23 protein-coding genes are annotated in these 26,686 nt (G+C 68.3%); 6 read left to right on the top strand and 17 right to left on the bottom strand.

The window, feature by feature from the left end; genetic code table 11:
• From IT306_17165 to IT306_17155, 3 genes are all read left to right on the top strand, one after another.
• The coding region (locus IT306_17165) for a serine hydrolase (GenBank protein ID MCC7370159.1) at positions 1–232 on the top strand (232 nt) is incomplete at its 5' end.
• Between the two features lie 484 nt (positions 233–716).
• Positions 717–1,658 carry a formylglycine-generating enzyme family protein gene (locus IT306_17160; protein ID MCC7370158.1) on the top strand — a complete coding sequence of 314 codons (942 nt, stop codon included), beginning with the start codon at positions 717–719 and terminating at the stop codon, positions 1,656–1,658.
• A 69-nt stretch (positions 1,659–1,727) separates the two neighbouring features.
• Positions 1,728–3,146: an amidase gene (locus IT306_17155; GenBank protein MCC7370157.1), complete on the top strand. Its 1,419-nt coding sequence runs from the start codon at positions 1,728–1,730 to the stop codon at positions 3,144–3,146.
• Between the two features lie 505 nt (positions 3,147–3,651).
• Here IT306_17155 and IT306_17150 read toward each other — a convergent pair.
• From IT306_17150 to IT306_17090, 13 genes are all read right to left on the bottom strand, one after another.
• Entirely contained in the window at positions 3,652–5,031 is a 1,380-nt protein-coding gene (locus tag IT306_17150; GenBank protein MCC7370156.1) for a hypothetical protein, read from the bottom strand.
• Positions 5,032–6,798 (bottom strand): NADH-quinone oxidoreductase subunit L, encoded by a 1,767-nt coding sequence (locus tag IT306_17145; protein ID MCC7370155.1) that lies wholly within the window; start codon positions 6,796–6,798, stop codon positions 5,032–5,034.
• Entirely contained in the window at positions 6,795–7,097 is a 303-nt protein-coding gene (nuoK, locus tag IT306_17140) for an NADH-quinone oxidoreductase subunit NuoK (GenBank protein MCC7370154.1), read from the bottom strand. Before nuoK ends, IT306_17145 begins: the two co-directional genes overlap by 4 nt.
• Positions 7,094–7,594: an NADH-quinone oxidoreductase subunit J gene (locus IT306_17135; GenBank protein MCC7370153.1), complete on the bottom strand. Its 501-nt coding sequence runs from the start codon at positions 7,592–7,594 to the stop codon at positions 7,094–7,096. The genes nuoK and IT306_17135 overlap by 4 nt, the downstream gene beginning before the upstream one ends.
• A 30-nt stretch (positions 7,595–7,624) precedes the next feature.
• Positions 7,625–8,266 carry an NADH-quinone oxidoreductase subunit NuoI gene (nuoI, locus tag IT306_17130; protein ID MCC7370152.1) on the bottom strand — a complete coding sequence of 214 codons (642 nt, stop codon included), beginning with the start codon at positions 8,264–8,266 and terminating at the stop codon, positions 7,625–7,627.
• Positions 8,267–8,330: 64 nt separating this feature from the next.
• Positions 8,331–9,326 carry an NADH-quinone oxidoreductase subunit NuoH gene (gene nuoH, locus IT306_17125; protein ID MCC7370151.1) on the bottom strand — a complete coding sequence of 332 codons (996 nt, stop codon included), beginning with the start codon at positions 9,324–9,326 and terminating at the stop codon, positions 8,331–8,333.
• Between the two features lie 100 nt (positions 9,327–9,426).
• Complete coding sequence (gene nuoG / locus IT306_17120) at positions 9,427–11,430, bottom strand: NADH-quinone oxidoreductase subunit NuoG (GenBank protein MCC7370150.1); 2,004 nt, start codon at positions 11,428–11,430, stop codon at positions 9,427–9,429.
• Positions 11,427–12,668: an NADH-quinone oxidoreductase subunit NuoF gene (gene nuoF, locus IT306_17115; GenBank protein ID MCC7370149.1), complete on the bottom strand. Its 1,242-nt coding sequence runs from the start codon at positions 12,666–12,668 to the stop codon at positions 11,427–11,429. The genes nuoG and nuoF overlap by 4 nt, the downstream gene beginning before the upstream one ends.
• A gap of 99 nt (positions 12,669–12,767) precedes the next feature.
• The gene (nuoE, locus tag IT306_17110) at positions 12,768–13,286 is read right to left on the bottom strand and encodes an NADH-quinone oxidoreductase subunit NuoE (GenBank protein MCC7370148.1); all 519 of its coding nucleotides are present in this window, start codon (positions 13,284–13,286) and stop codon (positions 12,768–12,770) included.
• Between the two features lie 14 nt (positions 13,287–13,300).
• Positions 13,301–14,488 carry an NADH dehydrogenase (quinone) subunit D gene (nuoD, locus tag IT306_17105; protein ID MCC7370147.1) on the bottom strand — a complete coding sequence of 396 codons (1,188 nt, stop codon included), beginning with the start codon at positions 14,486–14,488 and terminating at the stop codon, positions 13,301–13,303.
• A gap of 2 nt (positions 14,489–14,490) precedes the next feature.
• A complete protein-coding gene (locus IT306_17100; protein ID MCC7370146.1) occupies positions 14,491–14,988 on the bottom strand; it encodes an NADH-quinone oxidoreductase subunit C in 498 nt (165 codons plus the stop codon).
• 2 nt (positions 14,989–14,990) lie between these two features.
• Positions 14,991–15,464, bottom strand: a complete 474-nt coding sequence (locus tag IT306_17095; protein MCC7370145.1) for an NADH-quinone oxidoreductase subunit B — start codon at positions 15,462–15,464, stop codon at positions 14,991–14,993.
• A gap of 22 nt (positions 15,465–15,486) precedes the next feature.
• On the bottom strand, positions 15,487–15,840 hold the full coding sequence (locus IT306_17090; protein ID MCC7370144.1) for an NADH-quinone oxidoreductase subunit A: 354 nt from the start codon (positions 15,838–15,840) through the stop codon (positions 15,487–15,489).
• 413 nt (positions 15,841–16,253) lie between these two features.
• On the opposite strand from IT306_17090, the gene IT306_17085 reads away from it, so the two are divergent.
• Together IT306_17085 and IT306_17080 are read left to right on the top strand one after the other, a co-directional pair.
• Complete coding sequence (locus tag IT306_17085) at positions 16,254–16,706, top strand: winged helix-turn-helix transcriptional regulator (GenBank protein ID MCC7370143.1); 453 nt, start codon at positions 16,254–16,256, stop codon at positions 16,704–16,706.
• Between the two features lie 239 nt (positions 16,707–16,945).
• Positions 16,946–17,323 carry a VOC family protein gene (locus tag IT306_17080; GenBank protein ID MCC7370142.1) on the top strand — a complete coding sequence of 126 codons (378 nt, stop codon included), beginning with the start codon at positions 16,946–16,948 and terminating at the stop codon, positions 17,321–17,323.
• Between the two features lie 111 nt (positions 17,324–17,434).
• On the opposite strand, the gene IT306_17075 is transcribed toward IT306_17080, so the two are convergent.
• The 4 genes from IT306_17075 to IT306_17060 form a co-directional block, all read right to left on the bottom strand.
• The gene (locus IT306_17075) at positions 17,435–18,601 is read right to left on the bottom strand and encodes a thiolase family protein (protein ID MCC7370141.1); all 1,167 of its coding nucleotides are present in this window, start codon (positions 18,599–18,601) and stop codon (positions 17,435–17,437) included.
• Positions 18,602–18,666: 65 nt separating this feature from the next.
• Positions 18,667–21,459, bottom strand: coding sequence for a hypothetical protein (locus tag IT306_17070; GenBank protein ID MCC7370140.1), 2,793 nt, complete (start codon positions 21,457–21,459; stop codon positions 18,667–18,669).
• Between the two features lie 31 nt (positions 21,460–21,490).
• A complete protein-coding gene (locus tag IT306_17065) occupies positions 21,491–24,130 on the bottom strand; it encodes a hypothetical protein (protein ID MCC7370139.1) in 2,640 nt (879 codons plus the stop codon).
• Positions 24,131–24,401: 271 nt separating this feature from the next.
• Entirely contained in the window at positions 24,402–25,535 is a 1,134-nt protein-coding gene (locus tag IT306_17060) for a DegT/DnrJ/EryC1/StrS family aminotransferase (GenBank protein ID MCC7370138.1), read from the bottom strand.
• 259 nt (positions 25,536–25,794) lie between these two features.
• Here IT306_17060 and IT306_17055 point away from each other — a divergent pair, with 259 nt between their 5' ends.
• Positions 25,795–26,565: a glycosyltransferase family 2 protein gene (locus IT306_17055; protein ID MCC7370137.1), complete on the top strand. Its 771-nt coding sequence runs from the start codon at positions 25,795–25,797 to the stop codon at positions 26,563–26,565.
• Positions 26,566–26,686 lie beyond the last annotated feature (121 nt).

Raw genomic sequence — 26,686 nt, 5'->3', positions numbered from 1 at the left:
GTTCAAACGCGATCCGGGCGCGCCACCCTTCGGCTACGGGCTTGGCATCGGCAATCTCGACGGCCAGATCGGGCATGACGGCTCGATCCTCGGCTTCCACAGCCTGGCCGTCTTCAAGCCCGAGACCCGAGAGACGAGGGTCGTCCTGGCGAACCTCGACCCGACCTGCGGCGGCAAGGACGCCACCAAGGCGATTGCCGAGGCCATCGACGTCACCCGTCAACGCCGGTAGCGCCGGCCTGGACCGCCCGACCTGCCCGGCCTGCACCGCGAGCCGGTTTCAGGCGACGTTCAGGCCCTCAGTCCGACCGTCACGCAGCCCTTCGGGCGGGCTGCCGCACACTGTGGGGAGACGCCAGACCGCGCGACTCGGGATGCAAGTACCGGACGTCTGGGTCCGCATCGCGGCCGGTCGCCGTGGGGTCGCACGCCCCCACATCCATGCCGGCGCCTTCTCAGTGCGAGATCACGACGGGAGGTACGCCATCCGCAGTGGAGCGCTTGCTCGCACGTTGGTGACGTCAGCCCTGCTCGCCGCTCCGCTCGATTGTGCTGGAGCGGGCCTGCATTCTCGGACGCACCGGCGAGGGGATGCACTAGAATGGGATGGTCGGCGGTGACACGCTCCCGCCGGCCGACATCCTCGCCTGGCTGGTCGCCGCACCATGACTGACACAACGGCCGCTGCTCCGCCCGGACCGCCCCCCTTCAAGAACATGAAATGGGTTGCCGGCGGCACCTTCCTGATGGGCTCGAACCTCAAGCAGTACCCGGAGGAGAATCCACCCCACCATGTGACGGTGGACGGGTTCTGGATCGATCAGTATCAGGTGACGGTCGAGCAGTTCCGCGCGTTCGTGCGGGAGACCGGCTACAAGACAGTCGCCGAGCGGCCCCTGGATCAGAGCTACTACCCGGACCTCGATCCGGACCAGTTGAAGCCGGGCTCGATGGTGTTCGCGAAGCCGGAGGCGCGAGTCAGCATGCACACCATCACGAACTGGTGGTCGTGGGTGCCGGGGGCCTGCTGGAAGCATCCGGAAGGGCCGGGCAGCAACGTCAGCAAGCGCGAGAAGCACCCGGTCGTGCACGTCTGCTGGGAAGACGTGGAGGCGTACGCGGCCTGGGCCGGCAAGGCGATCCCCAGCGAAGCCGAGTGGGAGTACGCGGCGCGCGGCGGCCTCGAAGGCGCGATGTTCACCTGGGGCGACGACGAGAACCCCAGGGGCCGCTACATGGCCAACCACTGGCAGGGCGAGTTCCCGATCCAGAACCTGCGCCGCGACGGCTACGAGGGCACCGCGCCGGTCGGATCGTTCCCGGCCAACGGCTACGGGCTGTATGACATGGCCGGCAACGTCTGGGAATGGACGAGCGACTTCTTCACGCCGCGCCATCCTGACGATATCTCGCACGCTTGCTGCATGCCGACGAACCCACGGGTGATCTCGCCGGACGCCAGCTACGACCTGAACGACCCGGGCGCGTCGCACATCCCGCGCCGCGTCATCAAGGGCGGCTCGCACCTGTGCGCCCCGAACTACTGCCTGCGGTACCGGCCGGCCGCCCGGCAGCCGCAGATGGTCGAGAGCGCGATGGCGCACATCGGGTTCCGTTGCGTGGTGCGGCCACCGCGCGCCGACGCGGAGTCGTCGTAGATCCAGCCCGACGACCCACGCCCCAGGCCCCACGATCCTCGACTCATCACCCTGATCTGAGGTTGCGCTGTGGACGATTTGACGCTCGGCTTCACCCCAGCCACCGAGCTGCGCCGCCTGATCCAGCGCCGTGAGCTGGCCCCGAGCGAGCTGATCGAGAGCACGCTGCGCCGCATCGAGCAGATCAACCCGGTGGTAAACGCCTACTGCACCGTCTCTGACGAGTACGCACGGGGGGCAGCACGCGCCGCCGACCGGGCGATCCTGGACGGCGACGAGGTCGGGCCGCTCCACGGCATCCCCCTGGCGGTCAAGGATCTCGCGCTGACCGCCGGCATCCGCACGACCTTTGGGTCACGCTTGTACGCGGAGAACGTGCCCAAGGTGGACTCACTCGACATCGAGCGGCTGCGTCAGGCCGGGGCCATCGTCGTCGGGAAGACGAACACGCCCGAGTTTGGGGCCGGGCCGAACACGTTGAACGCCCTCTTCGGCGCGACACGGAACCCCTGGAACCTGGAGCGCTCGGCAGGTGGTTCGAGCGGCGGCTCGGCGGTGGCGCTGGCGTGCGGCCTCGCGCCGCTGGCCCAGGGCAGCGACCTCGGAGGATCACTGCGGATCCCTGCCAGCCTGTGCGGCGTGGTCGGCTTTCGGACGTCGCCGGGCCGCGTCCCGATGTTCCCGGTCGGCTGGACCTCGGATCCGTTCCAGGTGGCCGGCCCGATGGCGCGGACCGTGCGCGACGTGGCGCTGATGCTCTCGGTGATGGCCGGGCCAGACCCGCGCGTCCCGATCTCGCTGGACGAGCCGGGTGCGGTCTTCGAGCAGGCCGCCGAGGGTGGGGTCAAGGGGCTGAGGATCGCCTGGGGCGCCGATCTTGGCGTCGGGAACGTGGACCGAGAGGTAGCGGCTATCGTCGAGGCGGCCTGCCGGCGCTTCGTGGATGCTGGCTGCGAGATCGAGCCAGCCGCACCCGAGGTTGGCGACATCCGTCCGATGGTCGCCACGTTCCGCGCGCTCGGCACGTCGGCCGGCTCGCCGGAGCTGCTGGAGATGGCCGAGCGGGTGGACAACCCGTTCCTTCGCGAGTTCCTGAAGCGCTCGGGCGAGCTGAGCGGGATGGACGTGGCGCGGGCCTTCAACGCGCACTCACGGTACCTGGAGCGGATCGCCACGTTCTTCAGCCGGTACGACCTGCTGATTACCGTCTCAACGCCGACCGCCGCGTACCGTGTCGACGAGATGTTTGCGCCCAAGGTCAATGGCCGGGCGGTCGCGAGCGCCATCGACGCGATGACCGTGACCTACGCGATCACGATGGCCGGGCTGCCCTGCATCTCGGTGCCGGCCGGCTTCACGGCGGATGGCCTGCCAGTCGGCATGCAGATCGTCGGGGGCCGGCACGCCGAGGCGCTGGTGCTGCGCGCCGCCGCCGCGTTCGAGGAGCTTGCGCCCTGGGCCGACCAGCGGCCACCCGTCGTGCAGTAGGACTGATCCGCCGGCTGGAGGTGCAGCATGGCTCGCATCGCGGTACCAGACAAACAGATTGCCGACTTCTGTCGGCGGCACCATATTCGTCGGCTGGCGCTGTTCGGCTCGGTCCTACGGGACGACTTCCGTAGTCCGTACTTTCGCGATGAAGTACTCGCCGGAGCCGAGAATGTCTAGATCGCGCCGCACTCCTGATCCGCGGCTGCACCACATGCTCGATCATGGCCGCGAGACATTGACGCTCGTCGCTGGCCGCGGCAGCGAGGACTTCCATCAGGATCGACTCCTGCAACTGGCAGTCGCTCGTCTACTCGAAATCATCGGTATTCCTCGATTGACCTGGACGTTGTCTGGGCCATTGTTCGCAGGGATCTACCGATTCTCATCAGCCAGTTGGAGTCAATCCTCGACGCCGGAGAGCGCTGCGGGCTTGTTCCCGCCCGGTCCCTTGTGAGACGGGCGGGGACAAGCCCCCGCGCTGCAGTGCCAGATTCCGGCAGCCTTACGGGCCGACCGCCAGCCGTGCGAGGCCGTAGACCAGGCCTGGCGCGAACGCCGCGAACACCACCACGACCCCGGCCAACACCACAGCGGCCGAGCCGGACGGGATCCGCTGCACCCCGAGGCCGCGCACCACCGACAGCAGGTCGGGGACGGGCTTGAGGTAGTAGAGCGCGCCGAAGACGCCGCCGAGCGCCGCGATCAGCGTCGGCCAGAGACCGATGGCCGACCACGAGGCATCCAGCACCGCCAGCTTGGCCCAGAAGCCGGGCGTCGGCGGAATGCCCGCCAGCGACAGCAATCCGATCACCAGCGCCAGCGCCCGCAGCGCCCCGAAACCCTGGGTCTTGATGGCCGAGAGCGGCAGCGGACCCGCCCCCGTGCCCGCCAGCGCCGCGAACGTCAGGACGGCGGTCGTGGTGTAGGTCGTCACGTAGAAGATGGCCGCCGCGCGCCCCTCAGCGCCGCACCCGAGCGCCAGCGCCAGGAAGCCGGCGTTCGCCACCGCCGAGTAGGCCAGCAGGCGTCGCAGGTCCGTCTGCACCAGCGCCGCCAGGGTACCCCAGACGATTGAGATCAGCCCGATGACGATCAGCACCGAGGCCAGCGGCAACACCGTGGGCGCCTGCAGCCCCTGGCTCAGCGATCCGATCAGCCGGCTCAGCGCGATCACGGCAGCGACCTTGCTCGCAGCCATCACGAACCCGACCAGCGACGGCGCACCAGCGGTGTAGGCGTCCACCGTGCCGAAGTGCAGCGGCACCAGGGCCAGCTCGTAGGCGAACCCGAGGCCGACCAGCAGAATGCCCGCCAGCAGCAGCCAGCGGTAGGCCGGCTCGGCTGCCGTGAGCGTGGGCCACGCGAACGAGCCAGTGGCCAGGTAGACGAGGCCGATGCCGAACAGCAGGACCGACGCCGAGATCGCCGCGAGCACCACGTACTTGAAAGACGCCTCCAACGAGCGCATCCCACGGGTCAGGGCCACCAGCACCGCGCCTGCCAACGAGAGCGTCTCCAGGCCGACGACGGCGCTCAGCAGATCGTTAGCCGTCGCGAAGGCAATGCCGCCAGCCGAACCGAGCAGCAGCAGGGCTGCAACCTCCGGCTTCTGGCCTTCCTCCTGCAACTCGACGCCCGGGAGCAGCAGCATCCCGACGATCCCGGCCGCCACGACGACGAGCGCAGCGGTAGCCGTGTTGCCGTCCGATGCGAGTACCGACAGGGCCGGCACGGCGGCGGCGATCAGCGCGACCGCGCCGAGCGTCGCGAGCACGGCCGGGTTGCTTTCCAGCCGTTTGGCGAGCAGCAGGATGACCAGCGCGCCGACCGTCAGAAAGATGACCGACAGCAGCGACGGCGTCATCACAAAGGTCGTGCCCATCTAGCGCACTCCCCCGGGCATCTGGGAGACGCCCGCGAGCGTGACCAGCAGGATGACTGCCACGCCCAGCACCGAGATCAGGATGTAGCGGCCCAGGTGGCCGCTCTGGAAACGCGCGACGGCCCCGGCCACCGCGTAGCTGCCGTCTGCCGCCCAGTCGGCCCAGCCGACGCCCGGCTCCAGCGGCTCCACGTAGTGCTCGCCAGCGTGCGCGGAAGCCGTCGCGGCGACCGGCTGCGCCGACGGCCGCCACCCGGCGATGAAGAATCCGGCCAGCCCGAGCACGCCCGGGATCAGCCCGATCAACGTCGGGAAGTGGATCGCCTCGGCCTCGCCGGCCGTCCCGCGAAGCAGGTTGGAAAGCAACGGAGCCGGCCACTCCAGGTAGCCCAGCACCACCGCGCCGATGGCCAGCGGGACCAGCGACCAGAGCATGGTGCCGGCCGGCGTATGAATCGTGCCGTGATACCGCTTCGGACCGTGGAAGACTCCGAAGAACAGCCGGCCCGTGTACATACCCGTCAGGAACGCGCCCGCGAGCAGGCCGCCCCAGAGCAGGGGGTACAGCCTGTCGTGGCTCTGGGCCACGTCGATGATCAGATCCTTGCTGAAACCGCCCGAGAAGAACGGCAGGCCGATCAGTGCGAGCGAGCCGACCAGGAATGCCGCGTACGCGCCCGGCAGATCCTTCCGCAGGCCGCCCATGTCGGCCAGCTTCTCCCGGCCGTGCAGCGCGTGGATGACCACGCCAGCCGTCAGGAACAGCAGGGCTTTGAACGACGCATGCGTCACCAGGTGGAACATCGCCGCGAACGGCACGCCGAACCCGACGGCCGCGAACATGTAGCCAAGCTGGCTGACCGTCGAGTAGGCCAGGCCGCGCTTGAAGTTGCCCTGGATCAGGCTGAGGCCGCCGCCGATCACCGCCGTCAGCACGCCGATCACGGCGGTCGCCAGCGCGATGCTGGGGGCCGCCTCCATCAGCGAGTGCGTGCGGGCTAGCAGGTAGACGCCCGCCGCGACCATCGTCGCCGCGTGAATCAGCGCCGAGACCGGCGTCGGGCCAGCCATGGCGCTCGGGAGCCAGAAGTAGAGCGGCCCCTGCGCCGACTTCGCGCTCGCGGCGATCAGGATCAGCAGCGCCAGCAGCGTCGCCCCGCCCGGACCGGCCATGCAGGCCGTCGTGCCGAGTGTGGTCAGATCGCCGCAGCCGGCCGGCACCAGCACCAGCGCCACCAGCAGCGCCGCGTCGCCGACGGCGTTGGCGGCGAGCGCCTGGAGGCCGGCGCTGAGCGTCCCCTCCTTCTGGTTCCAGAAGGAGATCAGCAGGAAGCTGGAGATACCGACGCACGTCCAGCCGACCAGCAGCACCGCGATGTTGCCGGCCAGCACCAGGATCGACATCGAGGCAACGAAGAAGTCCAGGAGGCAGAAGAAGCGCCGAACGTTGCCGTCGCCCTCGACCTCAGGCTCCATGTACCCGAGCGAGAAGACGTAGACACAGGTCGAGACCGCGCCCACGACGGCCAGCATCACCGCCGAGAGGGCGTCGACCCGCAGGTGAAACGCGCCGTCTGGCAGGAATGGCAGCCAGCCCGGCAGGTCGAGTTCGGCGTGCCCGCCCGTCGCGAGGGCTGCCAGCGCCACCACCATGATGGCGGCGGGACCGCCCTGACTGGCAGCGCCCGGCCGCCTGCCGACGCCAACCGCCGTCATCAGGAGGCCAGGAAGCGTGAAGAGGAAGGCCCAGAGCAGCAGGTCACTCATCCGGCCACCTCCGCTGGCTCGTCCACGTCCACGGTATCGCGGTCGCGGAAGAGCGCCAGCGCCACGCCCAGACCGATCACCGCCTCAGCGGCGGCGAGGACCAGGACGATCAGCGCGGCAGCCTGCCCGTCCACGTTGCCGCGCACCCGCGCGGCCAGGACCAGGAGCAGGTTGGCCGCGTTCAGCATCAGCTCGATAGACATCAGCATCGCAATCGGATTGCGGCGGACCAGCGCCCCGACGACGCCAATCGCCAGCAGGACGGCGCTTGTCGCCAGGACCAGCACTTCGGCGTTCATGCGGCTCGCTCCTGACGCCGCCAGATCGCCACCGCGCCGACGATCGCCACCAGCAGGAGCGGCGCAGTCAGCTCAAACGGCACGAGCAGGCGTCCGAACAGCGAGCGGCCGATCTCCAGCACGTTCCCGCCAGCCGACGCGGCCGGCGGCGGCAGCTGCGCGGTCAGCGAGAGCCAGGCAGCGATTCCGGCCAGCAGCGCGCCGCCGGCCACAAGACCGCCGAGCACCCGAGCGCCGCCCGGCGCACCCTCAGCGCCGCCCTGGGGCAGCAGCGCGACGACGAAGAGGAAGAGGACGACGATCGCTCCTGAATAGACCAGGATCTGACCCATCGCCACCATGTCGGCGCCGAGGATGAGGTACAGCGCGGCGATGGAGAGGCTGTGGCCCAGCAACGCGACGACCGCATGGACGGGGCGTCGCGCCATGACCACCAGCAGGGCGCTCACCAGGGCCACCGCGCAGGCCACGGCGAGCGGGAGAAAGAGATCGTTCAACGCGCCTCCTCGTGGGTGGCAGAGTCCATGTCAGTGCGCCCCCCGGCCAGTCCCCTCAGGGGAAGCGCCATGCTCTCCAGCCTGACCCGGCCCGTGCGCCGGCCCGTGCGGATCCGAGCGAGGGCGGGTGTCCGGCGCGCCAATCGGGTGGTGCGTCCGGTAGACAGTCCCGAGCGTGGTGTGGACGCCGCGCGAGTCCGTCGAGCGGTCCACGTCGGCGTGGAACTGCCGGCGCGGAGCCTTGTTCGCAGGATCGAGCAGCATCTCCTTGGTGTAGACGAAGTCTTTGCGGTTGAAATCCGCCAGCTCGTACTCAGGCCCGAGCTTGATCGCATCGACCGGGCAGGCCTCTTCGCAGAAGCCGCAGAAGATGCAGCGGATCATGTTGATCTCGTAGACGGCGGCATAGCGCTCGCCGGGCGAGACCGGGCGGGCCGGATCGTTCTCGGCTGACTGGACGTAGATCGCCTGGCTGGGGCAGGCCGCCGCGCACAGGCTGCAGCCGATGCACCGCTCCAGGCCATCGTCGTGCTTGTACAGGCGGTGACGGCCCCGGTACTTGTCAGCAGGCTTGCGCTTCACGTCCGGGTACTGGATCGTGACGGCCGGCCGCGTGGTGTACTTGACGGTCGTCCAGAACCCCTTCAGCAGCGCAATCGCATCGTTGAACATCGGCAGACTACTCCGTTGGGGCCGTGGGGGACACTGGCGTCGGCAGCGACACAGTCACGCTCCCTCAGCCAATCGCCGCGACGACGATCGCCGTGACGACGATGTTGATGAGGCCGATGGGCAACAGCACCGCCCAGCAGAGCCGCATCAGCTGGTCGTAGCGCAGGCGCGGAAGGGTGGCGCGGAGCCAGACGAAGAGGAAGAGGAAGAACGTCATCTTGATGAGCAGCCACCACGGGCCGCCCGGCAAGAACGGGAAGCTCCACCCACCGAAGAACAGCGTGGCGGCGACCGCCGACATCGAGATCATCGCGACGTACTCGGCGATGAAGTACATCGCGAAGCGCATGCCGCTGTACTCGGTGTGGTAGCCCGCCACCAGCTCTGACTCAGCCTCAGGCAGGTCGAACGGGGCGCGGTTCGTCTCGGCAATGGCCGCGATCATGAAGAGGATGAAGGCGACGGGCTGCAGCAGCACGTACCAGGCCGAGCGCGACTGCGCTTCGACGATGCCGCCCAGTGAGAGCGTCCCGCTGACGATGGTGACGCTGACGACGGAGATGCCGAGGATCAGCTCGTAGGAGACGACCTGCGCCGCCGCCCGCAGCGCCCCGAGCAGCGAGTACTTGGAGCCGGAGCCCCACCCGCCAAGCACCAGCCCATAGACGCCGAGGCTGCTGGCGGCCAGCAGGTACACGACGCCAACCGGCAGATCGGCCACCTGGAGCGGGATCTCCGCGCCGGCGATGTTGACCGTCGGGCCGAGCGGGATCAGCGCGAAAACGGCCAGCGCCGCGAAGAGCGAGATGGCCGGCGCCAATGGGAAGAGCAGCCGGTCGGCCAGGGCCGGCCGAATGTCTTCCTTGAAGAACAGCTTGATGGCGTCGGCGAGCGGCTGCAACAGCCCCTGCCAACCCACGCGGTTCGGTCCGACGCGCGCCTGCAGCTTGCTGAGCACCCGGCGCTCAAACCAGGTCATGTAGGCCATGGTCGTGAGCAGCCCGACGATGACGATCAGCGACAGGACCACGTCAACGGTCAGGTTGAACGGATCGATCATGCAGCCCTCTCTCGTGCCCGATGCCCGTCGGCCCGGCAGCGCCCGGCAGCAGGCACCCACCCAGGGCGAGCGGCGACTAGGATAGCGTGGTGCATTGTCATCAGGCGAGCGGCAGCATCAGGCGACCCTGTCGCCCGGTCCGCGTCTCCGTGATCGTGTAGGACGGGTGCGCGCCGGCCAGCGCCGAGCGGATCGACTTGAGGTCCGTCGGCGCGGAGCCGCCGAGCCGCTGCACCAGCGCGGCGATGGTCGCCCAGTCGGCTGAGACGCCGTGCGGCGGCAGGCCACCCGGCTGGAGCTGCTGCACCAGCCCTTCGAGGTTGGTGTACGACCCGGCCTGCTCGTAAGGGTGGGCGATGGGCAGCACCACCTCGACGCTGTCATCCTCGGGAGCGGCCCCGGCCGTCAGGACGATCTTCTTCGCCGCGCCGGTCGCGGGCCACGCCTCGTCGCCGAGCAGCAGCACCGTCGAGAACGCGCCGCCCGCCGCCCTTCCCGCTGCGCCGTCCGACGTGCGGTCGGCAGCGACGATGTCGCCGGCGAGGTTCAGCGCCCCCCGGCCGTTCACCGTCGTGGACGGCGCGCCGACCATCCCGCTCTCGGCGTTGGCGCCCAGGGCCGCCGCCAGCTTCTCCAACGTCGCCCGCGCCTTGGCATCGTCGGCGAGCCGCGCCCCGACCAGGAACGCGACCGGGCCAGTTCCGACCGCGGCGGCAGCCGCTGCGATGGCCTTGTCGGTCGGGGCTGTGCCAGCGTTGGCCTGCCGCCCCGTGACGGCGTCGAACCGATCCGCCTGCGTGCCGGCCTCGTGGGCCGCCAGCAACTTCTCGACGACGCCGATCTCCTCGCCGGCCGCCACTCGCAGCCAGTGAGCCGTGTCGCGGTAGAGGCCGTTGTCCGGCCCGATGGCCAGCAGCGTGCCGCCTCCGACCACCGCCTTGCGGAGCCAGAGCGCCAGCACCGAGACCTCCGTCCACGGATCGAAGCCGACCAGGACGATGGTCTTGCATGAGGGCAGATCCGCCACCTTGCCGGTGACGGTCCAGGATGGAGCCGCCCGCGGGGTGAACCCGACGCTCAGGCCGGGCAGCGCCGCTCGGAGGCCGTCCGCCACCAGCCACATCGCCTCGTTGGTGAGCTTCGGCGACGCGAGCGCGGCGCTGTTGCCACCCTTCAGCAGCTCAGCCGCGCGCGAGTACGCCGCCTCCCAGGATGCCGGCTGCAACCGACCGCCCTGGCGCACCAGCGGGGTCGCCAGGCGCTTGTCGCGCAACAGCGGCAACGTGTCGAAGCGGTCGTGGTCGGAAAGCCAGCCGTCGTTGACGGCCGGGTTGTCTCGGCCCCACAGGCGCAGGATCTGCCCGTCGCGGGCGTGGATCTCGGTGTTGCAGCCCAGCGAGCAGCCCGCGCAGATGCTCGGCGTCCGCTGCAAGTCCCACGGTCGAGACTTGAACCGGTACTGGCGGCTGGTGAGCGCCCCGACGGGGCACAGCTCGATGGTGTTGCCGCTGAACGGCGAGTCGAACGTGTCGCCTTCGAGCACGCCGATCTCGCTGAAGCCGCCTCGGTCGACGGCGGCCAGCGCCTCGTCGCCGGGGATCTCCGCCTGGAAGCGCACACAGCGGTAGCACATGATGCACCGCTCGCGGTCCAGCACGATGCGGTCAGACAGGATGTACGCCTTGTCCTTCTGCCGCTTCTCCTCGGTGAATCGGCTCGCGCCGAGGCCGAACTTGAAGGTGTTGTCCTGGAGCGGGCACTCGCCGCCCTTGTCGCAGATCGGGCAGTCGAGCGGATGATTCGCCAGCAGCAGTTCGAGGACGCCGTTCTGCGCCGCGATCACGTTCGGGCTGGCCGAGTTGACGACCATCCCCTCGCCGACCGGCGAGGTGCAGGCCGTCTGCAGGCGCGGCATCTTCTCGATCTCGACGAGACACATCCGACACGCGCCGACCGGTTTCAGCTTGGGGTGATAGCAGAAGATCGGGATCTCGATGCCGACGGTCTTGGCCGCTTCCACGACCAGCGTACCCTTCGGCACCTTCACCTCACGCCCGTTGATCGTGAGCGTGACGAGATCGCTCGGGGGAGGCGATGCAGTCATGCGGGGGGACTCCAGCGGCTGTTGAAGGAGTGGCCCGACCGAATGTGGTCGACGTACTCCTGTCGGAAGTTGCGAATCGTGGCGACCACCGGGCTGGTGGAGAAGTCGCCGAGCGCACACAGCACCTTGCCGCTGATCTCGCTGGAGACCGACAGCAGCAGATCCAGGTCCGACTCGCGGCCGCCGCCGTTCTGGATGCGGACCAGCGCCTTGTGCAGCCACTGGGTGCCCTCACGGCACGGGGTGCACTTCCCGCACGACTCCTTGCGGAAGAACTCGATCATGCGGGCAGCGGCCCACGGGATCGGGACCGTCTCGTCCAGCACGATCAAGCTGGCCGAGCCGAGCATCGTGCCAGCCGCCGCGACGGAGTCGTAGTCGAGCTTGGCATCGAGCTGCGCGCCGGTGGCGATCGGGGCCGAGATGCCGGCCGGCAGCACGCCCTTGATCTCACGCCCGCCGATCACACCGCCCGCGTAATGCTCGATCAGCTCGCGGAACGTCACCGAGCCGAGCGGCAGCTCGTAGTTGCCCGGCTTGTTGACCCGCCCCGAGACGCAGAAGATCTTCGGGCCGGTATTGCGCGGCGCGATGCCGATCGTGTTGTACCACTCCTGTCCGTTCCGAATGATGTGCGGAACGTTCGAGAGCGTCTCGGCGTTGTTGACGCAGGTCGGGCGGCGGTAGAGCCCCTCGACGGCCGGGAATGGCGGGCGGGAGCGCGGCATCGGCCGGCGGCCCTCCAGCGATTCCAGCAGCGCCGTCTCCTCGCCGCAGATGTACGCGCCGGCGCCCCGGAAGACGTGGATCCTGCTGTTGACCCCCGTTCCGAGCACGTTGTTCCCGAGCAGGCCGGCCTTCGTGGCCTCCTCGATGGCGGCTTCCAGGCGATCCGCCGCGACGGTGTACTCGCCGCGAATGTAGATGAACGCCTCTTCGCCGCCGATGGCGTACGACCCGATAGCGACCCCCTCCACCAGCTCGTGGGGGTAGATCTCCATGATCTCGCGGTCTTTGAACGTGCCCGGCTCGGACTCGTCGGCGTTGCAGACCATGTACTTCGGGCCGGGGATCTTCGGCACGAAGCTCCACTTGAGACCGGCCGGGAAGCCTGCGCCGCCGCGACCGCGCAGGCCAGCCGACTTCACCTCTTCGACGACGGCGGCCGGATCCATCTCCTTGATGGCTTTGACCCAGCCCTCATAGCCGCCCCGCGAGCGGTACTCCTCAAGCCACATCGGCTCCTTGCGGCCAGTATCCGGCAGCAAGATCGGTTTGTAGTCCGGCTTGACGAAGCCGACCTTCTCTTCAGGCGCCTTCTCGTCGATCATCGTGTGCTACGCCCCCGCCGCTGGCGGTGTGGCCCGCCCGTTGACGCCGCGCGCCGCCTTCAGCTCGTCGATCAGCGCGCGAGTGGCCTCGGGCGTCAAGTCCTCGCGGTACTCGTCGTTGAGGCGGCACATCGGCGCACGATTACAGGAGCCGAAGCACTCGTGCGTGCGGTGCAGCTCCAGCTTGCCGTCCGGCGTCGTCTCGCCGACGCCAATGCCCAGCCCCTGGGAGAGGGCTTCGAGCAGCGTGTCCGCGCCGCGCAGCGCACACGGCAACTGCACGCAGACCTCGACCTTCATATCCACACGGTGCTCGGTGTTGAGCATCGAGTAGAACGTGGCCAGCTCGTTGGCCGACGCCGAGGACACGCCAACCAGGTCGGCGACCTCGGAGATCGCCTCGGGCGGCAGCCAGCCGACCTGGCGCTGCGCCAGCTTGAGGGCTGGCAGGAGCGCCGTGCGGGTCTGGGGATACTTCCTGACCTCGATCAGGATCTTGTCGCGGGTCTCTTCTGAAAGCAGCATCGAGCGCTCGCCGCCTATCTATCGACCTCGCCCATGACCGGGTCCATGCTCGCGATGACGGCAATCAGGTCTGCCACCAGCGCCCCCCTGGCCATAAGCGGGATAGCCTGCACGTTCGCGAAAGTCGGCGCCCGCTCGTGCACGCGGACCGGCTTTCCAGAGCCGTCACTCACGATGTAGAAGCCGAGCTCGCCGCGCGGCGACTCAACCGGCACGTACGCTTCGCCGGCCGGCGGCTTGATGCCCTCGGTGAACAGCTTGAAGTGATGGATCAGCGACTCCATCGACGTGCCAAGCTCCTCACGCGGCGGCGGCATCACCTTGCGGTTCGAGGTCCGCACAGAGCCGCCCGGCATCCGCTTCAGCGCCTGCTTGGCGATCTTCACCGCCTCGCGCAGCTCGGCCACCCGCACCTTGTAGCGGGAGTAGCAGTCGCCGCCGTCCGCCACGATAGCGTCGAAGTCGTAGGTCTCGTAGCCCAGGTACGGGTTTGTCTTCCGCAAGTCCTGCGCGACACCTGACGCCCGCAGCGGCGGTCCGCTGACGCCCCAGGCAATCGCGTCCTCCGGCTTGAGGATGCCGACGCCGATCATCCGCTCCTTGAAGAGCGGATTGTTGGTCAACAGCGACTCGTACTCGTCGATGTTCTTCGGCATCTCGTCCAGGAACGCCTCGCAGGCCGTCAGCCACTCCGGCTCGAAGTCCGAGGCGAGGCCGCCCGGCCGAATGAAGCTGGTCATCATCCGCTGGCCGGTCAGCCACTCGAAGAGATCCAGCAGCTTCTCGCGCTCGCGGAGGCAGTAGAGGAAGACCGAGCTCGCCCCCAGGTCGAAGCCGGCCGTTCCGACGAACACGAGGTGCGAGTTGATCCGCGTCAGCTCGGCCAGCAGCACCCGACCGACCGTCGCCCGCTCGGGGATCTCGCAGTCGAACAGCTTCTCGATGCTGAGGCAGTAGGCCAGGTTGTTGCCCATCGGATTGAGGTAGTCCATCCGATCCGTGAGCGTCAGGCCGTGCAGGTACGATTTCGCCTCGAACGTCTTCTCGATGCCGGTGTGCAGGTAGCCGATGACCGGCTTGCACGAGACGACGACCTCGCCGTCCAGCTCCAGCTCCAGGCGCAGCACGCCATGGGTGCTGGGGTGCTGCGGCCCCATGTTGATGTGCAGCGTGTTGCTCGTGCGCCGCGCTTCGATTGCCATCGTCAGCCTCGCAGCTCGTTGCCGCCGCCGGTCCCGTAGACCTCACGGGTGACGGTGAAATCGACCTGCTCGCCGCCTATCGGGTAGTCACGGCGCAGGGGGTGACCTTCCCAGTCGTCCGGCATCATCAGGCGCGTCAGGTTCGGGTGCCCCTCGAAGGTGATCCCGAAGAGGTCGAAAACCTCGCGCTCGTACCAGTCGGCTCCCGGGAAGACCTCGGTGACCGTTGGCACGGCGTCGTCCGTCTGCGTCTTGATACGGACCCAGCGGCGGTCCACCATCGAATAGAGCAGGTACTGCAACTCGAAGCGCGGCTCGACGTTCGGCTCGTCCACCGCCGTCACATCCAGCCAGCGCACGTAGTCGAGATCGTCGCGCAGGCGGCGCAGCGTCTCGACAAGCTGATCTGGCCGCACCAGAAGGTAGGGGATGCCGTCCTGGGAGACCCCATGCACGGCGTCGGGAAACGCCTCGGTCAGCGACTCTTCGGCAACGGTCATCGCTAGCGAAGCCCCTTCCCGATATCTTGCTTGAGCTTGATGATGCCGTCGATCAAGGCCTCCGGTCGGGGCGGGCAGCCAGGAATGTAGACGTCCACCGGCACCACGTTGTCGACGCCCTGCACCAGCGCGTAGTTGTTGAACACGCCGCCGCACGAGGCACAGTCACCCATCGCGATGACCCACTTCGGCTCGGGCATCTGGTCGTAGATCTCTCGGAGCACCGGGGCCATCTTCTGCGAGACCCGGCCCGACACGATCATCAGGTCGGCCTGACGCGGGCTGGCCCGGAAGACCTCCGAGCCGAACCGCGCGATGTCGTAGTGGGCTGCCGACGCCGCCATCATCTCGATAGCGCAACAGGCCAGCCCGAACGTCGCCGGCCAGAGCGACGTCTCGCGGCTCCAGTCCGCGAGCTTGCCGAGCAGGAAGCCCGGCGACGCGTCTCGCACATGGCCGCCGCGATTGGCGGCCATCGGAAGCTCCATCGTCATGCGGTTACCGCCATTTCAGCGCGCCACGGGCGCGTGCGTAGACGTATCCAACGCCGAGCACTGCGAAGAACCCGGCGATGGCGATGATCCCGGTCCACCGCAGCTCGCGAACGAGGATGGCCCAGGGGTAGAAGAACAGCGCTTCCACGTCGAACACGAGGAACAGCATCGCGACCAGCGCGAAGCGTACGGGCCATCGGTGCTCGGTGCTCTCGACCTCGGAGACGCCGCACTCGTACGGGCGATACTTCGCCTCGGACGGACGCCTCGGGGAAAGCAGACCAGAGATGGCGACGATGACGGTGACAATTGCCGCCGCCAGGAACAGGTACACGAACAGCCCGGTGTAGTCAGACACTGAAGGAACCTCGAAACTGGCTCGTCGTCGGGGACGCCACGCGTGCCGCGCGTTGAACGGCCAGTGTCCTTCCGTGCACCAATGCCGGCTGGACTCGCCTGGAGAGCCCCTTCATCGCTCGTTTCCGAGGCAGTATAGACCTGCCTCACAGACGTGGGCAACGGCCCCCGGGCATGCCGGGCTGGCCACCGCCGCGCCGTGAGCGTAGCAGGATGGTCCGCTCACGTCAACGCCGCGCGCCCACGTTCAGCGGTACACTAGTCTTTGTAGAGTGATGCTCTTTTAGAAAGACTACCGTGGTCGACTCACTCCCGCCAGAATTTCCGTCAAGCGACCCTGAGACCCTGCGGCAGATCAGCCTCGGCATCGCCTCGACGTGCGCAGGATTCAATCTGCGCCGGGCCTCCCGAGCCGTGACCCAGCATTTCGATCGCGCCCTGGCCGCGGTCGGCATCCGCTCCACCCAGTTCACCATTCTGAGCGCCCTGGCGCTCGCCGGCTGGGTGACCACCAACGACCTGGCGCACGGGCTGGTCATGGATCGGACGACCTTGACCCGGAATCTGAAGCTGCTGCGGACCGATGGGCTGATCGAGGCCCGCCCCGCCCAGGGCAGCCGCCAGATTCAGTTTGGCCTGAGCGATCCCGGGCGCGACCTGCTGGCACGGGCGATCCCCCGCTGGCGCGACGCCCAGGACGGCATCGTTCAGGCGTTTGGCGACACCCAGTGGCCCGGCATGGTGCAGGAACTGGGCCGGCTGGTGAAGGGCACGCTGGCGCTCGGGTCGGATACAGAGGCGCTGGCAGGCGCGGGTGCCGCACGCCGAGGCGTTCAGGCGATCGGGGCGCCGAGCCGCTCCGGCTGAGTCACCGGCCGCCGCCCGCCAAGATCGCCGCGCAGCAGCGCCGCGGGCAAGGGCAGGCAGTCACACCAGCCAGTAGAACGTGTGATCTATCCGTAACGCTCAGGGGCTTGCAGAACATCTGTTCGTATCGTAGGCTGGGAGTGTGCATATGCACGCCGCCGCGGCGGCCACGACCATGCAGCTACTCCATCCTCGTGGCGTGGTCGCCGCACTCCTCGCGGCGCGCTGTGGAGGCCTCCATGCCCCGACCTGTTCATTTCGAGCTCAGCGTGTCGGACCCGGAGAAGGCCCAGGCGTTCTACTCAAAGCTCTTCGACTGGCGGTTCCAGGAATTCTCGGGTGACCCGAACATGAAGTACTGGATGGTCACCACCGGCCCGGACGGCGAGGCCGGCATCAACGGCGGCATGCTGATCCGCCAGGACGGCATGCCGCCGGGGACCACCAACACGATGGGCGTCCCCTCGGTAGACGCCGCTGTCGAGGCCATCAGGTCCGCTGGCGGGACGATCTGCCTGGAGAAGATGCCGGTGCCCGGCATGGGCTGGGTGGCCTACGCGCTCGACCTGGACGGCAACATGTTCGGCGTCTTCGAGATGGACAGCAACGCGAAGTAGGTCAGATCCCCCAGACCCCCGCCCCCTCTCCGTCGACGGGAGAGGGGGGTCCGGGGTCCGGCATCCGCCGTTCGCCGCCGGGCGCGAGCAACGTCGCTGCGCGCCGCCGACCTACTCGCGCTCGACGATGGTGGCCGTCGCCTGCCCGAAGCCGACGCACATGGTCTGCAAGCCCACCGCCTTGTCCTGCCGCTCCAGCTCGTAGAGCAGCTTGGTCAGCAAGATCGCGCCGGTGGCCCCCAGCGGGTGCCCGAGTGCAATCGCGCCGCCGTTCGGGTTGACCTTCGCCATGTCGGGTTCCAACTCGCGCGCCCAGGCCAGCACGACCGACGCAAACGCCTCGTTGATCTCGACGACGTCCACGTCCGACAGCGCCATGCCGGCCCGGTCCAGCACCTTGTGGGTGGCGGGGATCGGGCCGGTCAGCATCAGCAGCGGGTCCGAGCCGACGACGGCCGTCGAGCGCAGCCGGGCGCGCGGACGCAGCCCGAGCTGGGCCGCCTTCTGTCGAGAGGTCAGCAGGAGCGCCGCTGCCCCGTCCGAGATCTGGCTGGCGTTGGCTGCAGTCGCGGTGCCGCCGGCGTCGAAGGCCGGCTGCAGCGCCGCCATCCGTTCCAGCGAGGGCGGCATCCGGATGCCCTCGTCCTGCTGGAAGGGGACAGCTGCGCCGTCCGGCCCGGCCACGTCCACGGTCACGATCTGCGACGCGAAGCGGCCGGCCGCGCGGGCTGCGCCAGCCTTCAAGTGGCTCTCGAAGGCGAACTGGTCCAGCTCCTGCCGCGACAGGCCCCAGCGCTCGGCGATCAGGTCGGCTGAGGTGCCCTGGTTGGTGCTGATCTCGACATCCGAGCGCCCGGACAGCTTCTGGCTCCAGGTCTGGGGGTAGTCGGCGGCCAGCGGCACCCGCGACATCGACTCGACGCCCCCGGCGATGACCACGTCGGCCTGTCCGCTGGCGATAGCCTGCGCCGCGAAGTGGACAGCCTGCTGACCCGAGCTGCACATCCGGTCCAGGCTCACGGCCGGCACCTCGACAGGGAACCCGGCCTCCAGCACAGCCAGCCGCGCGACGTTCGCGCCCTGCTCCCCGATCTGCGCCACGCAGCCGAGGATCACATCATCCACCAGGCCGGCATCGATGCCGGCGCGCGCCACCAGCGCCGAGAGCGTCTGCGCCATCAGCTCGTCAGGCCGCACGTCCTTGAGCGATCCATTCCGTCGTCCGATGGGCGTCCGCACGGCCTCCACGATCACCACGTCGTCGAGCTGACCGGCCATCACACTTCTCCCAGCAGTCGGCGCTGACACGGCCGCTGCCCACGGCGATAGTCTAGCCCGGCCGGCTACTCCCGGCGGACCGTTCGCCCACCGCAGGGGTCGGCGGCCGGATCCGAGCCGAGAACAAACGCCTCGCTCGCGGAGGACACGCCGGCCTTCGTGGCCGTGGCCGGCGTCACCAGCACCCGCACGCGGCCACGAACGTCGGCGGGGACAGTGAGCGAGTCGGCGGCGGCAGCCTCGGCCAGTGTGCAGACGCCGCCGTCACCAGTCACCCCTTCAAGGCGGAGCCGCGTGCCCCGCTCTGGCACGCCCTCCTGGTGACGGTACTCGTAGCGCACACGCAGGACGGTCTGACCGTTGCGCACCTCGGGGGTCACGTCGACACGCCGACGGCCGGCCCCGCCTCCGAGCGGCGCGAGGAAGGGCGGGAAGTCCCAATCCAGGCGCACGATGGCCCAGGAGTCGTAGGGCGAGGTGTCGCGGGCCACCAGCTGGTGCTGAAGGTACGGCTGGCCGCCCGCCGCGGCGTTGGCGACCAGTGGGACGCTGCCGCACCCGTCGATCTCGTCGGCCTGATCGGTGACACGCTGCAGGATGGTGAACGTGACCGGCGGGCGCGCACAGACAAACAGGTCAGGCTTGAGGTAGGCGGGATTCGTTCTACCATCGGCCAGCCAGAGATACTCCTGCCTGCCGACGTCGACACGATACCCATCGTCCGTCAGCTCGATCTCGTCCAGGGCAAGCGTCGTGTTGATGTAGCCCCACTCACCGGTGAGGATGGTGAACGGGGCGACGTAGTTGTTCGACACGAGGCTCTGCCCCTTGAACGGCGGCTGACCCAGCAGCTTGACCCACAAGAATGCGTCTGGCGGAAAGAGCCGCACCTGTACGAGCTGCACGTGGAGCCAGAACCCGACCAGGACGGCGAGCGCAACCACCAGGAACCCGGCTCGGACCAGCGGGGCGATGTGTGAGAGCGGCGCCCTGGGAACGGTCGCGCCGGACAGCCGGCGCCGCGCGAACGCTGCGGTGCGGAGCGTCGCCGCCAGCAGCAGGCAGATGCCGATCCCCACGGCTACATTGAACACGAACACGGCAAGCGGTGCGTAGCGGCTCAGGTAGCCGCTGTACACGTATCCTGGCGAGATCAGGTAGACCGCCGAGTAGGCCAGCAGCCCGCAGACCACGTATGACCCGACGCCCTTGAGTCGAGCCGCCCATTCCGGCCCGAGCACGCGGCCCGGCCCGAGCAGGGCCAGGGCCGCTGCCAACGCGCACAGGATCAGCGTGGTCAGGCGCAGCAGCCAGACCGGCGCGGCGAGGTGCATCAGGCGATGCCAGATCGGGAGGTTGCTCTCCAGGTAGAGGTACGGCTGCTGGCGCATCACCAGGACAATGGTCAGCAGCAGCGCCACGGTGAGCGCCACCCGCGGCAGCGACAATCGCCCCAGCTCCGCCAGCAGCGAGCGCCAACCGCGCTGCCCATCCCAGGCGGCCAGCCCGACCACGCCAACCAGGCCGCCGAGCACCACCCAGCCCAGGCCGCCCGTCCGCTGCGCGAACGAGGCCCCGGTCATCCCCTGGGCCAGAAACGCCTCGTCGCGGAGGACTGCGAGCAGCACGAAGACGGTGGTCGATCCAAGCGCGGCCAGCACGACGCCCCCGCGCGCCAGCATGCTGGCGGACGCCTCGTTCGGGCGCTCTGGGAGGCGAGCACGCCGGCCCATCCGCGCGTGCACCCACTCGACAGCATCCCCAGCCAGTCCGACGCCCCACCCGGCCAGCACGATCCCCACCTGAAACACCACGAACGGGCTGTACCACTGGAGATGCAGCGTGGTGAGCAACAGCGTGAACTGCTCGACCGTTCGAAACGAGCGGGCATCCACGACGTTCTGCCAGAAGACGATCTTGTGGCGCAGGAAGAAGTCCACCATGTAGGCCATCAGCGCCGGGTCGGAGGCCGCCGCGTTGCGTGCCGTAAAGGTCAGGCGAAAGTCCTCGACGGCCACGGCCCACCCGAAATGGAGGGTGAGCTGCGCGGCCAGCACCCCGACGCCGACCGCCGCGCCGAGCGCCTGGAGCGTCCAGCTCAGCAGCAGGAGTTTCGGCCGCCGCAGGTAGCGCCAGCCGGCGAACAGGCCGGCGAAGACCGCGACGAAACCGGCGAAGACCAGCTCGTAGTAGAAGACGGCCGCAAACAACGCCGCCAGCGCCAGGGCCGCCCGGCGCGCCCTCGCCTCGCCAAGCTCGCAGACGCAGGCCAGCACCCCGAACACGAAGACGAAGTGCCACACGCGGTACGTGACGGCGATCCATTGCGCCACGAACAGGTAGTCCGTTACCAGCACCAGGCACACGACCGTTGCGAAGAGCGGCCCAACCAGACGCCAGAAGAGGCGATACACCAACGCAAACGTCAGGCCGCCGACGAGCAGCGTCGTCAGGCCGATCTGGCTTTCGATGGTCCGCGCGCCGAGCACATAGAGCACGAACGCGAACAGCCGCGGCACGTTGCCCTGGTGGGTGTGCAGAAAGGCGTGCGCCTCCGGGTGCGGGCTGGACGCCTCGTCGGTCAGGCCGGCCGTTCCACGGATATCGAAGTGGTAGAGGTTGTAGGCGTGCCAGAGGCTGGAAAATGACTCGTTGTTGTCGGTGACATAGGGAAGGAAGTCGCTGGCGAGCAGCATCCACCCGAAGATGGCCAGGAAGGCGACGGCAACCGCCAGCGGCCCGATGGAGGCAAGCGATACGACTCGGGCTGGCGAGCGGGGGCCGCCTGGCATCAGCGGTGACCCGGCCCTGGACGCGACGACCTCAGGCACGGCCGGCGAGTATACGGGAAAGGCCAAACACCCACTGCGCGTTGCCGCCCCCGGCAGGCTACTCGGGCCGCACGGTCTTGCCCCGACAGGGATCGGCGTTCGAATCGCGTCCGAGGACGAATCGAGCGCTGTCGTAGCTCGGGCCAGCCACCGCCGCCGTGCTCGGCGTGACGACCACCCGCATGCGCCCGCGCATACTCGACGTCGGGAACAGCGTCTCTGTCGGGCCAGATTCGAGCAGCGTGCAGACGGCACCATCGCGCCGAAGACCTTCCAGCACGATCCGCGTGCCGGACTCAGGCACAGCCTCCTGGTGCATATACTGGTACCGGAGGCGCAACGTCATCTGGTCGCCGATCTCCACGCGCTCAACATCCACGAAGCGGCGGTTGGCGCCGTCACCGAGCGGAGAGAGGTACGGCGGCACGTCCCAGCGCGTTCGCACAATGGCCCAGGCGTCGCGCGGCGAGGGATCGCGGTCGATCAGCTCGAACTGGAACGGCGACGACCGCTCACCGGCGGCGATCTCCACGATCCCGGACGCACCGCAGGTGTAATTCTTCGCGACCGTGCCTTGTTCGCGCTGCAGCACGGCCGCAAGGCTCGGCAAACGCATACAGACGAACAGGTCCGGGGAGGCGTAGGCGGGGTTCGTCGCCGCGTCGCGCAGCCAGAGGTACGTCCCCGTTCCACGGGTGAACGTGTAGCCACGATCGGTCAGCTCGAAGCTGCTCGCGGCCAGCTCCTCGTCGATGTAGCCCCACTGGCCCGTATACCACGTCGCCGGCGCGATGTATGAATTGGATACCAGCGAGAGACCCTTCAGCGGCGGTTCACCGAGCTTCTTGAGGAAGAGGTAGCCCGTCGGGGGGACGAGCGCGATCTGTTCCACCTGGACGTGGATCCACGAGCCGACCAGGAAGGTCGCCCCGGCCGCCGCCATGCCTGCGCGAATCAGACGCATCTGCAGCTCGCCGTTCGGAACAAGCGCCGCCGAGCGCCTGGCAGTCTGCAAGGCCCGCACAGCCTGGATCGTCGCGCCTGCCACCAGATAGACGGCCACTGCCACCAGGACGTTCAGCACGAAGACGGGCAGCGGAGCAAGGCGGGTCAGATAGCCGCTCAACACGTACCCAGGAGAGATCACGTAGACGGCGGCATAGGCCAGCGACCCACACACCAGATACCCGACGATGCCCCGAAGCCGTGTCCCCTCGGCAAGGCCGAGCACACGCTTCGGTCCGCCGAGCGCCAGGGCGACGGCCAGTCCGATGACGAGCGCCGCGCCGGCGATATTCACCACGGCAGGCATCCTGTCCTGGAAGAAACCGTGCCAGAGCGGCTCATACTCGGCGTCGTACCAGCTCGGCTGGCCGCGGATGATCGGCAGCGCCCCGTACAGCAAGATCGCCCCCGCTACCAACCGCGTCGGGCGCACTGATCCGATGGCTGCCATCACTCCACGACGATGCCGTGCACCGGTCCAGCCGGCCAACGCCGCGCCCGCAAGTATCGGCAGCAAGAGCAGCCAGCCGAGGCCGCGCGTCCGCTCGACCAGCGACCAGCCGGTGCCGCGGAGTCCGAGGAACGCGCCGTCCCAGAACACAGCCACGCCCAGGGCCACGGCTCCGACGCCCATCACCATCGCCGTGAGCACGATCCATTCAAGTGAGCGCGCGCCGGCCCAGCGGTCTCCGTCGATGCGTGAAGCATCGGCATCAAGGTTTGGCGGGCGGTGTCCAAGCCACGATAGGAACAGGTCACCGCAGACGCCCAGTGTCCATCCGGCCATCAGCAGCACGGCCAGGAGTGTGATGAGGGGGCTGTACCACTGCAGATGCCAGGTGCTCAGCAGCGAGAAGAACTGCTCGACGGTCCGCATCCAGCGCACATCGACGATGTTCTGCCAGAAGACGATGTGGTGATCGCGGAAGAACGCCGTCATCGTGTCGCGCACGACGGGGTCCATCGCGGCGGCGTTCCGCGCGCCAAACGTCAGGCGGAAATCCTCCAGCGCCACGTCGGGCCCGAAGTGCAGCGACAGTTGAACGGCGAGCGTTCCCACGCCGAGCACCGCGCCCAGTACCTGGAGCGTCCAGGTCAGCATGAGCCGGACCGGCCGACGCCAGTGCTGCCAGAGGGCAAACAGCCCCGTGAAGACGGTCACGAAGCCCGCGAATACCAGCTCGTAGTAGAAGGTCAGGGCGCAGAGCGTGAGCAGTCCCAACGCCCATCGGAGGGGCCGGGGTCCGCCCAGCTCGTAGGCGCACAGCAGCGCGCCAAAGACGAAGACGAAATGCCAGATACGATAGGTGACGACAAGCCACTGACCGACAAAGAAGTAGTCGGTCAGCAGGACGAGGCAGGCAATCGTCGCGAAGAGCGGTCCCACCAGCCGCCAGAAGAGGCGAAAGGCCAGCGCGATCACCAGTGGCCCGATCAGCAGGGTGGTGAACGCGATCTGGGTCTCGATGCTGCGCGCGCCCAGGACGTAGAGCACGAAGGCGAACAGGCGCGGCATGTTGCCCTGGTGCGTGTGAACAAACGGGTGGGCGTCTGGATGCGGGCTGGACGCCTCGTCCGTCAGACCGGCGCTCTGGCGGACATCAAAGTGATAGAGGTTGTAGGCGTGCCAGAGGCTGGAGAACGACTCGTTGTTGTCGAAGACGTACGGGAGGAAGTCCGACGCGACGAGCATCCACCCGTACAGCACCAGGAACGCAACCAGGACAGTTGCGAACCCGGCGCGCGCGCCGCGCCACTGGCGAATTGCAGCGGATGGCGTCGGCGAGGCGGGTTCTGGCGCCGGTGCGAGACGTATCGACACGAGGCGCGAGTATACGGAGTAGCTCCTGCCATGCGCCCTGATTTCCGGCCAGATACGTGACACCGACATGACATTGAGAGCGCCACCCGACCCGACGGTCCGGCGGCGCGGGCGCCAGGCGAGGAAGCAGATGAAGGGAACACTACCGGCGGCGGAAGAACTCGCCGACCGACTCGACGATCCAGTTCTGCTGCTGCTCGGACAACTCGGGATAGAGTGGCAGCGACACGATCCGCTCGGCCTTGGCTTCGGCGATCGGGAACGCGCCGCGCTGCAAGTCCAGGTGGGCGTAGGCCGGCTGCAAGTGCAGCGGGATCGGGTAGTGAATGCCGGTGTCGATGCCGCGCCCGTCAAGCCAGGCTCGGAGGTCGTCCCGCGGCGCCGCGTCCACTTCCACCACGTACAGGTGGTACACCGCGTACACGTCGGCTCGTGGAAGAACGGGCTGCACGCCAGGAAGCGCGGCCAGCAGCCGGTCGTAGCGGGCGGCGAGCCGGCGGCGGGCTTCGGTCCAGGCCGGCAGATGGCGCAGCTTCACCGACAGGATCGCCGCCTGCAGGCCGTCCAGCCGGCTGCCGTACCCGACCACGGCATGCTCGTACTTGCCGACGCGCCCGTGGTCCGACACCAGCCGAATCCTCTGGGCCAGGACGGCATCATCGGTGGTCACAGCTCCGGCGTCGCCATAGGCCCCGAGGTTCTTACCAGGATAGAAGCTGTAGGTGGCCGCCGCGCTGCCCTCGCCGACGGGGCGGCCGTCCTCCGACGCACCGTGGGCCTGGGCAGCATCTTCGACCACGAACAGCCCGTGCCGCTGGGCGATTCGCTGGATCTGCCGCATGCGCGCAGGCTGGCCGAACAGGTGAACCGGCACGATCCCGACCGTGCGCGGACCGATGGCCGCCTCGACTGCCGAGGGATCGATCAGGTGATCGCGCGGATCGATCTCGACGAGCCGCGGGCGGGCGCCGGTCCACTCGATGGCTTCCGCCGTCGACGTGAACGTGTTCGCAACGGTGATCACCTCATCGCCGGGCCTGACTCCCAGCGCCTTGAGGGCCACGAAGATCGCCTCGGTGCCGTTGGCGGCCCCGATGGCGTGCGCGCGGCCGGTGAAGCTGGCGAACTCCCGCTCGAATGCGTCGACGTATGGCCCGTGGATGAACGCGCTCCGGCTCATCACGGCCTCGACGGCCGGCAGGACCTCATGGCGAATCGCTGCGAACTGGGCGCCAAGATCGACGAGTGGGATTCGGGTGCCAGTCGCCACGGCCATGGGCGAAGGTCTCCAAAGAGGCGTAGGGCAGAGCCCGAGGGCCGCCCTCGTTGGTGACAACGAGCAACAGCGGAACAACGGGCCGCGTGAAGGTGCATGCGTGACGCAGACGAGACACACTCACCGTGTGCCGGCACCTGCTCAGGACGGCGCGCACGAGCAGCGCGTCCCGGCCCACGGCGACGGCGCGACCAGCCGCGCAGTTGACAGGAGGAGAATACAGACCGTATCGTACTCGACCGACCGGGGCGGAGGCGAGATGGGTCGAGCGCGCTCGATTTCGGTAGTCGTGCCAGCGTACAACGAGATGGGAAACCTCGAAGGTGCTGTGCGCGATGTCGTGCACGCGTTGCGGTCGTTTGACGAATACGAAGTCATCATCGTCAACGATGGCAGCAACGACGGCACGAAAGAAGTCGCCGACCGGCTGGCTGCGAGTCTGCCGAACGTCCGCGTCATCCACCACGAGACCAACAAGGGCTTCTCGGAGTCGTATCGCGCCGGCCTGCGGAGCGCCAGCATGTCGTACGTCACGTTCGTGCCGGGCGATCACGAAGTCGCTGTTGAGTCGGTTGTCGAGATCTTCGACGCCGTTGGGAAGGCCGATATCGTCGTCCCCTACCACGGCACGCCCTGGAACCGCGCCTGGCACCGCCGCATCCTGACCTGGATCTGCACGACACAGCTCAACGTGGCGTTCGGACGGCGGCTCAAGTACTACCAGGGGCCGGCGGTCTACCCGACGAAGCTGGCGCGAGTGCTGCCGAATCAGACGAAGGGCTTCTTCTTCGCGACCGAGATGCTGGTCAATGCCCTGATGCTGGGATACTCGATCGTCGAGGTGCCGCTGATCCACCGCGAGCGGACCTACGGTCAGTCCAAGGCGGTAGGTGGGTCCAATATCGTGAACGCGCAGATGACGATCTTGCGGCTCTGGTGGAACCTGCGGGTGCGTGGCGACACGATGGCTCGGCCACAGCTTGAAGATGAGACGCCAGCGGCGCCGACGGCGAGAACGGTGCGCACTTAGAGCACCGGCAGGGCGCTCGCCCGCGGCCGAACCCGGCGGCGCACGCCTCGTGTCGGGCGGGTCGTCGGGCGCGCGCGGTCAGACACACATCATGCCCGTCTGGACTACGGACGAGACGACA

This window comes from Chloroflexota bacterium, from assembly GCA_020850535.1.
Lineage (GTDB): Bacteria > Chloroflexota > UBA6077 > UBA6077 > JACCZL01 > JADZEM01.
The sequence above is the reverse complement of the archived record's forward strand: the minus strand, read 5'-3'. Positions and strand labels throughout refer to the sequence as shown.

What these genes read in the sequence shown, in the direction of transcription:
- IT306_17160 (MCC7370158.1), top strand. Translation starts at nt 717, where the DNA reads ATGAAATGGGTTGCCGGCGGCACCTTCCTGATGGGCTCGAACCTCAAG.
- IT306_17150 (MCC7370156.1), bottom strand. Translation starts at nt 5,031, where the DNA reads ATGGGCACGACCTTTGTGATGACGCCGTCGCTGCTGTCGGTCATCTTT.
- IT306_17145 (MCC7370155.1), bottom strand. Translation starts at nt 6,798, where the DNA reads ATGAGTGACCTGCTGCTCTGGGCCTTCCTCTTCACGCTTCCTGGCCTC.
- nuoK (MCC7370154.1), bottom strand. Translation starts at nt 7,097, where the DNA reads ATGAACGCCGAAGTGCTGGTCCTGGCGACAAGCGCCGTCCTGCTGGCG.
- nuoI (MCC7370152.1), bottom strand. Translation starts at nt 8,266, where the DNA reads ATGTTCAACGATGCGATTGCGCTGCTGAAGGGGTTCTGGACGACCGTC.
- nuoH (MCC7370151.1), bottom strand. Translation starts at nt 9,326, where the DNA reads ATGATCGATCCGTTCAACCTGACCGTTGACGTGGTCCTGTCGCTGATC.
- nuoG (MCC7370150.1), bottom strand. Translation starts at nt 11,430, where the DNA reads ATGACTGCATCGCCTCCCCCGAGCGATCTCGTCACGCTCACGATCAAC.
- nuoF (MCC7370149.1), bottom strand. Translation starts at nt 12,668, where the DNA reads ATGTGGCTTGAGGAGTACCGCTCGCGGGGCGGCTATGAGGGCTGGGTC.
- nuoE (MCC7370148.1), bottom strand. Translation starts at nt 13,286, where the DNA reads ATGCTGCTTTCAGAAGAGACCCGCGACAAGATCCTGATCGAGGTCAGG.
- nuoD (MCC7370147.1), bottom strand. Translation starts at nt 14,488, where the DNA reads ATGGCAATCGAAGCGCGGCGCACGAGCAACACGCTGCACATCAACATG.
- IT306_17100 (MCC7370146.1), bottom strand. Translation starts at nt 14,988, where the DNA reads ATGACCGTTGCCGAAGAGTCGCTGACCGAGGCGTTTCCCGACGCCGTG.
- IT306_17095 (MCC7370145.1), bottom strand. Translation starts at nt 15,464, where the DNA reads ATGGCCGCCAATCGCGGCGGCCATGTGCGAGACGCGTCGCCGGGCTTC.
- IT306_17080 (MCC7370142.1), top strand. Translation starts at nt 16,946, where the DNA reads ATGCCCCGACCTGTTCATTTCGAGCTCAGCGTGTCGGACCCGGAGAAG.
- IT306_17075 (MCC7370141.1), bottom strand. Translation starts at nt 18,601, where the DNA reads ATGGCCGGTCAGCTCGACGACGTGGTGATCGTGGAGGCCGTGCGGACG.
- IT306_17065 (MCC7370139.1), bottom strand. Translation starts at nt 24,130, where the DNA reads ATGCTCGTCGCGTCGGACTTCCTCCCGTACGTCTTCGACAACAACGAG.
- IT306_17060 (MCC7370138.1), bottom strand. Translation starts at nt 25,535, where the DNA reads ATGGCCGTGGCGACTGGCACCCGAATCCCACTCGTCGATCTTGGCGCC.
- IT306_17055 (MCC7370137.1), top strand. Translation starts at nt 25,795, where the DNA reads ATGGGTCGAGCGCGCTCGATTTCGGTAGTCGTGCCAGCGTACAACGAG.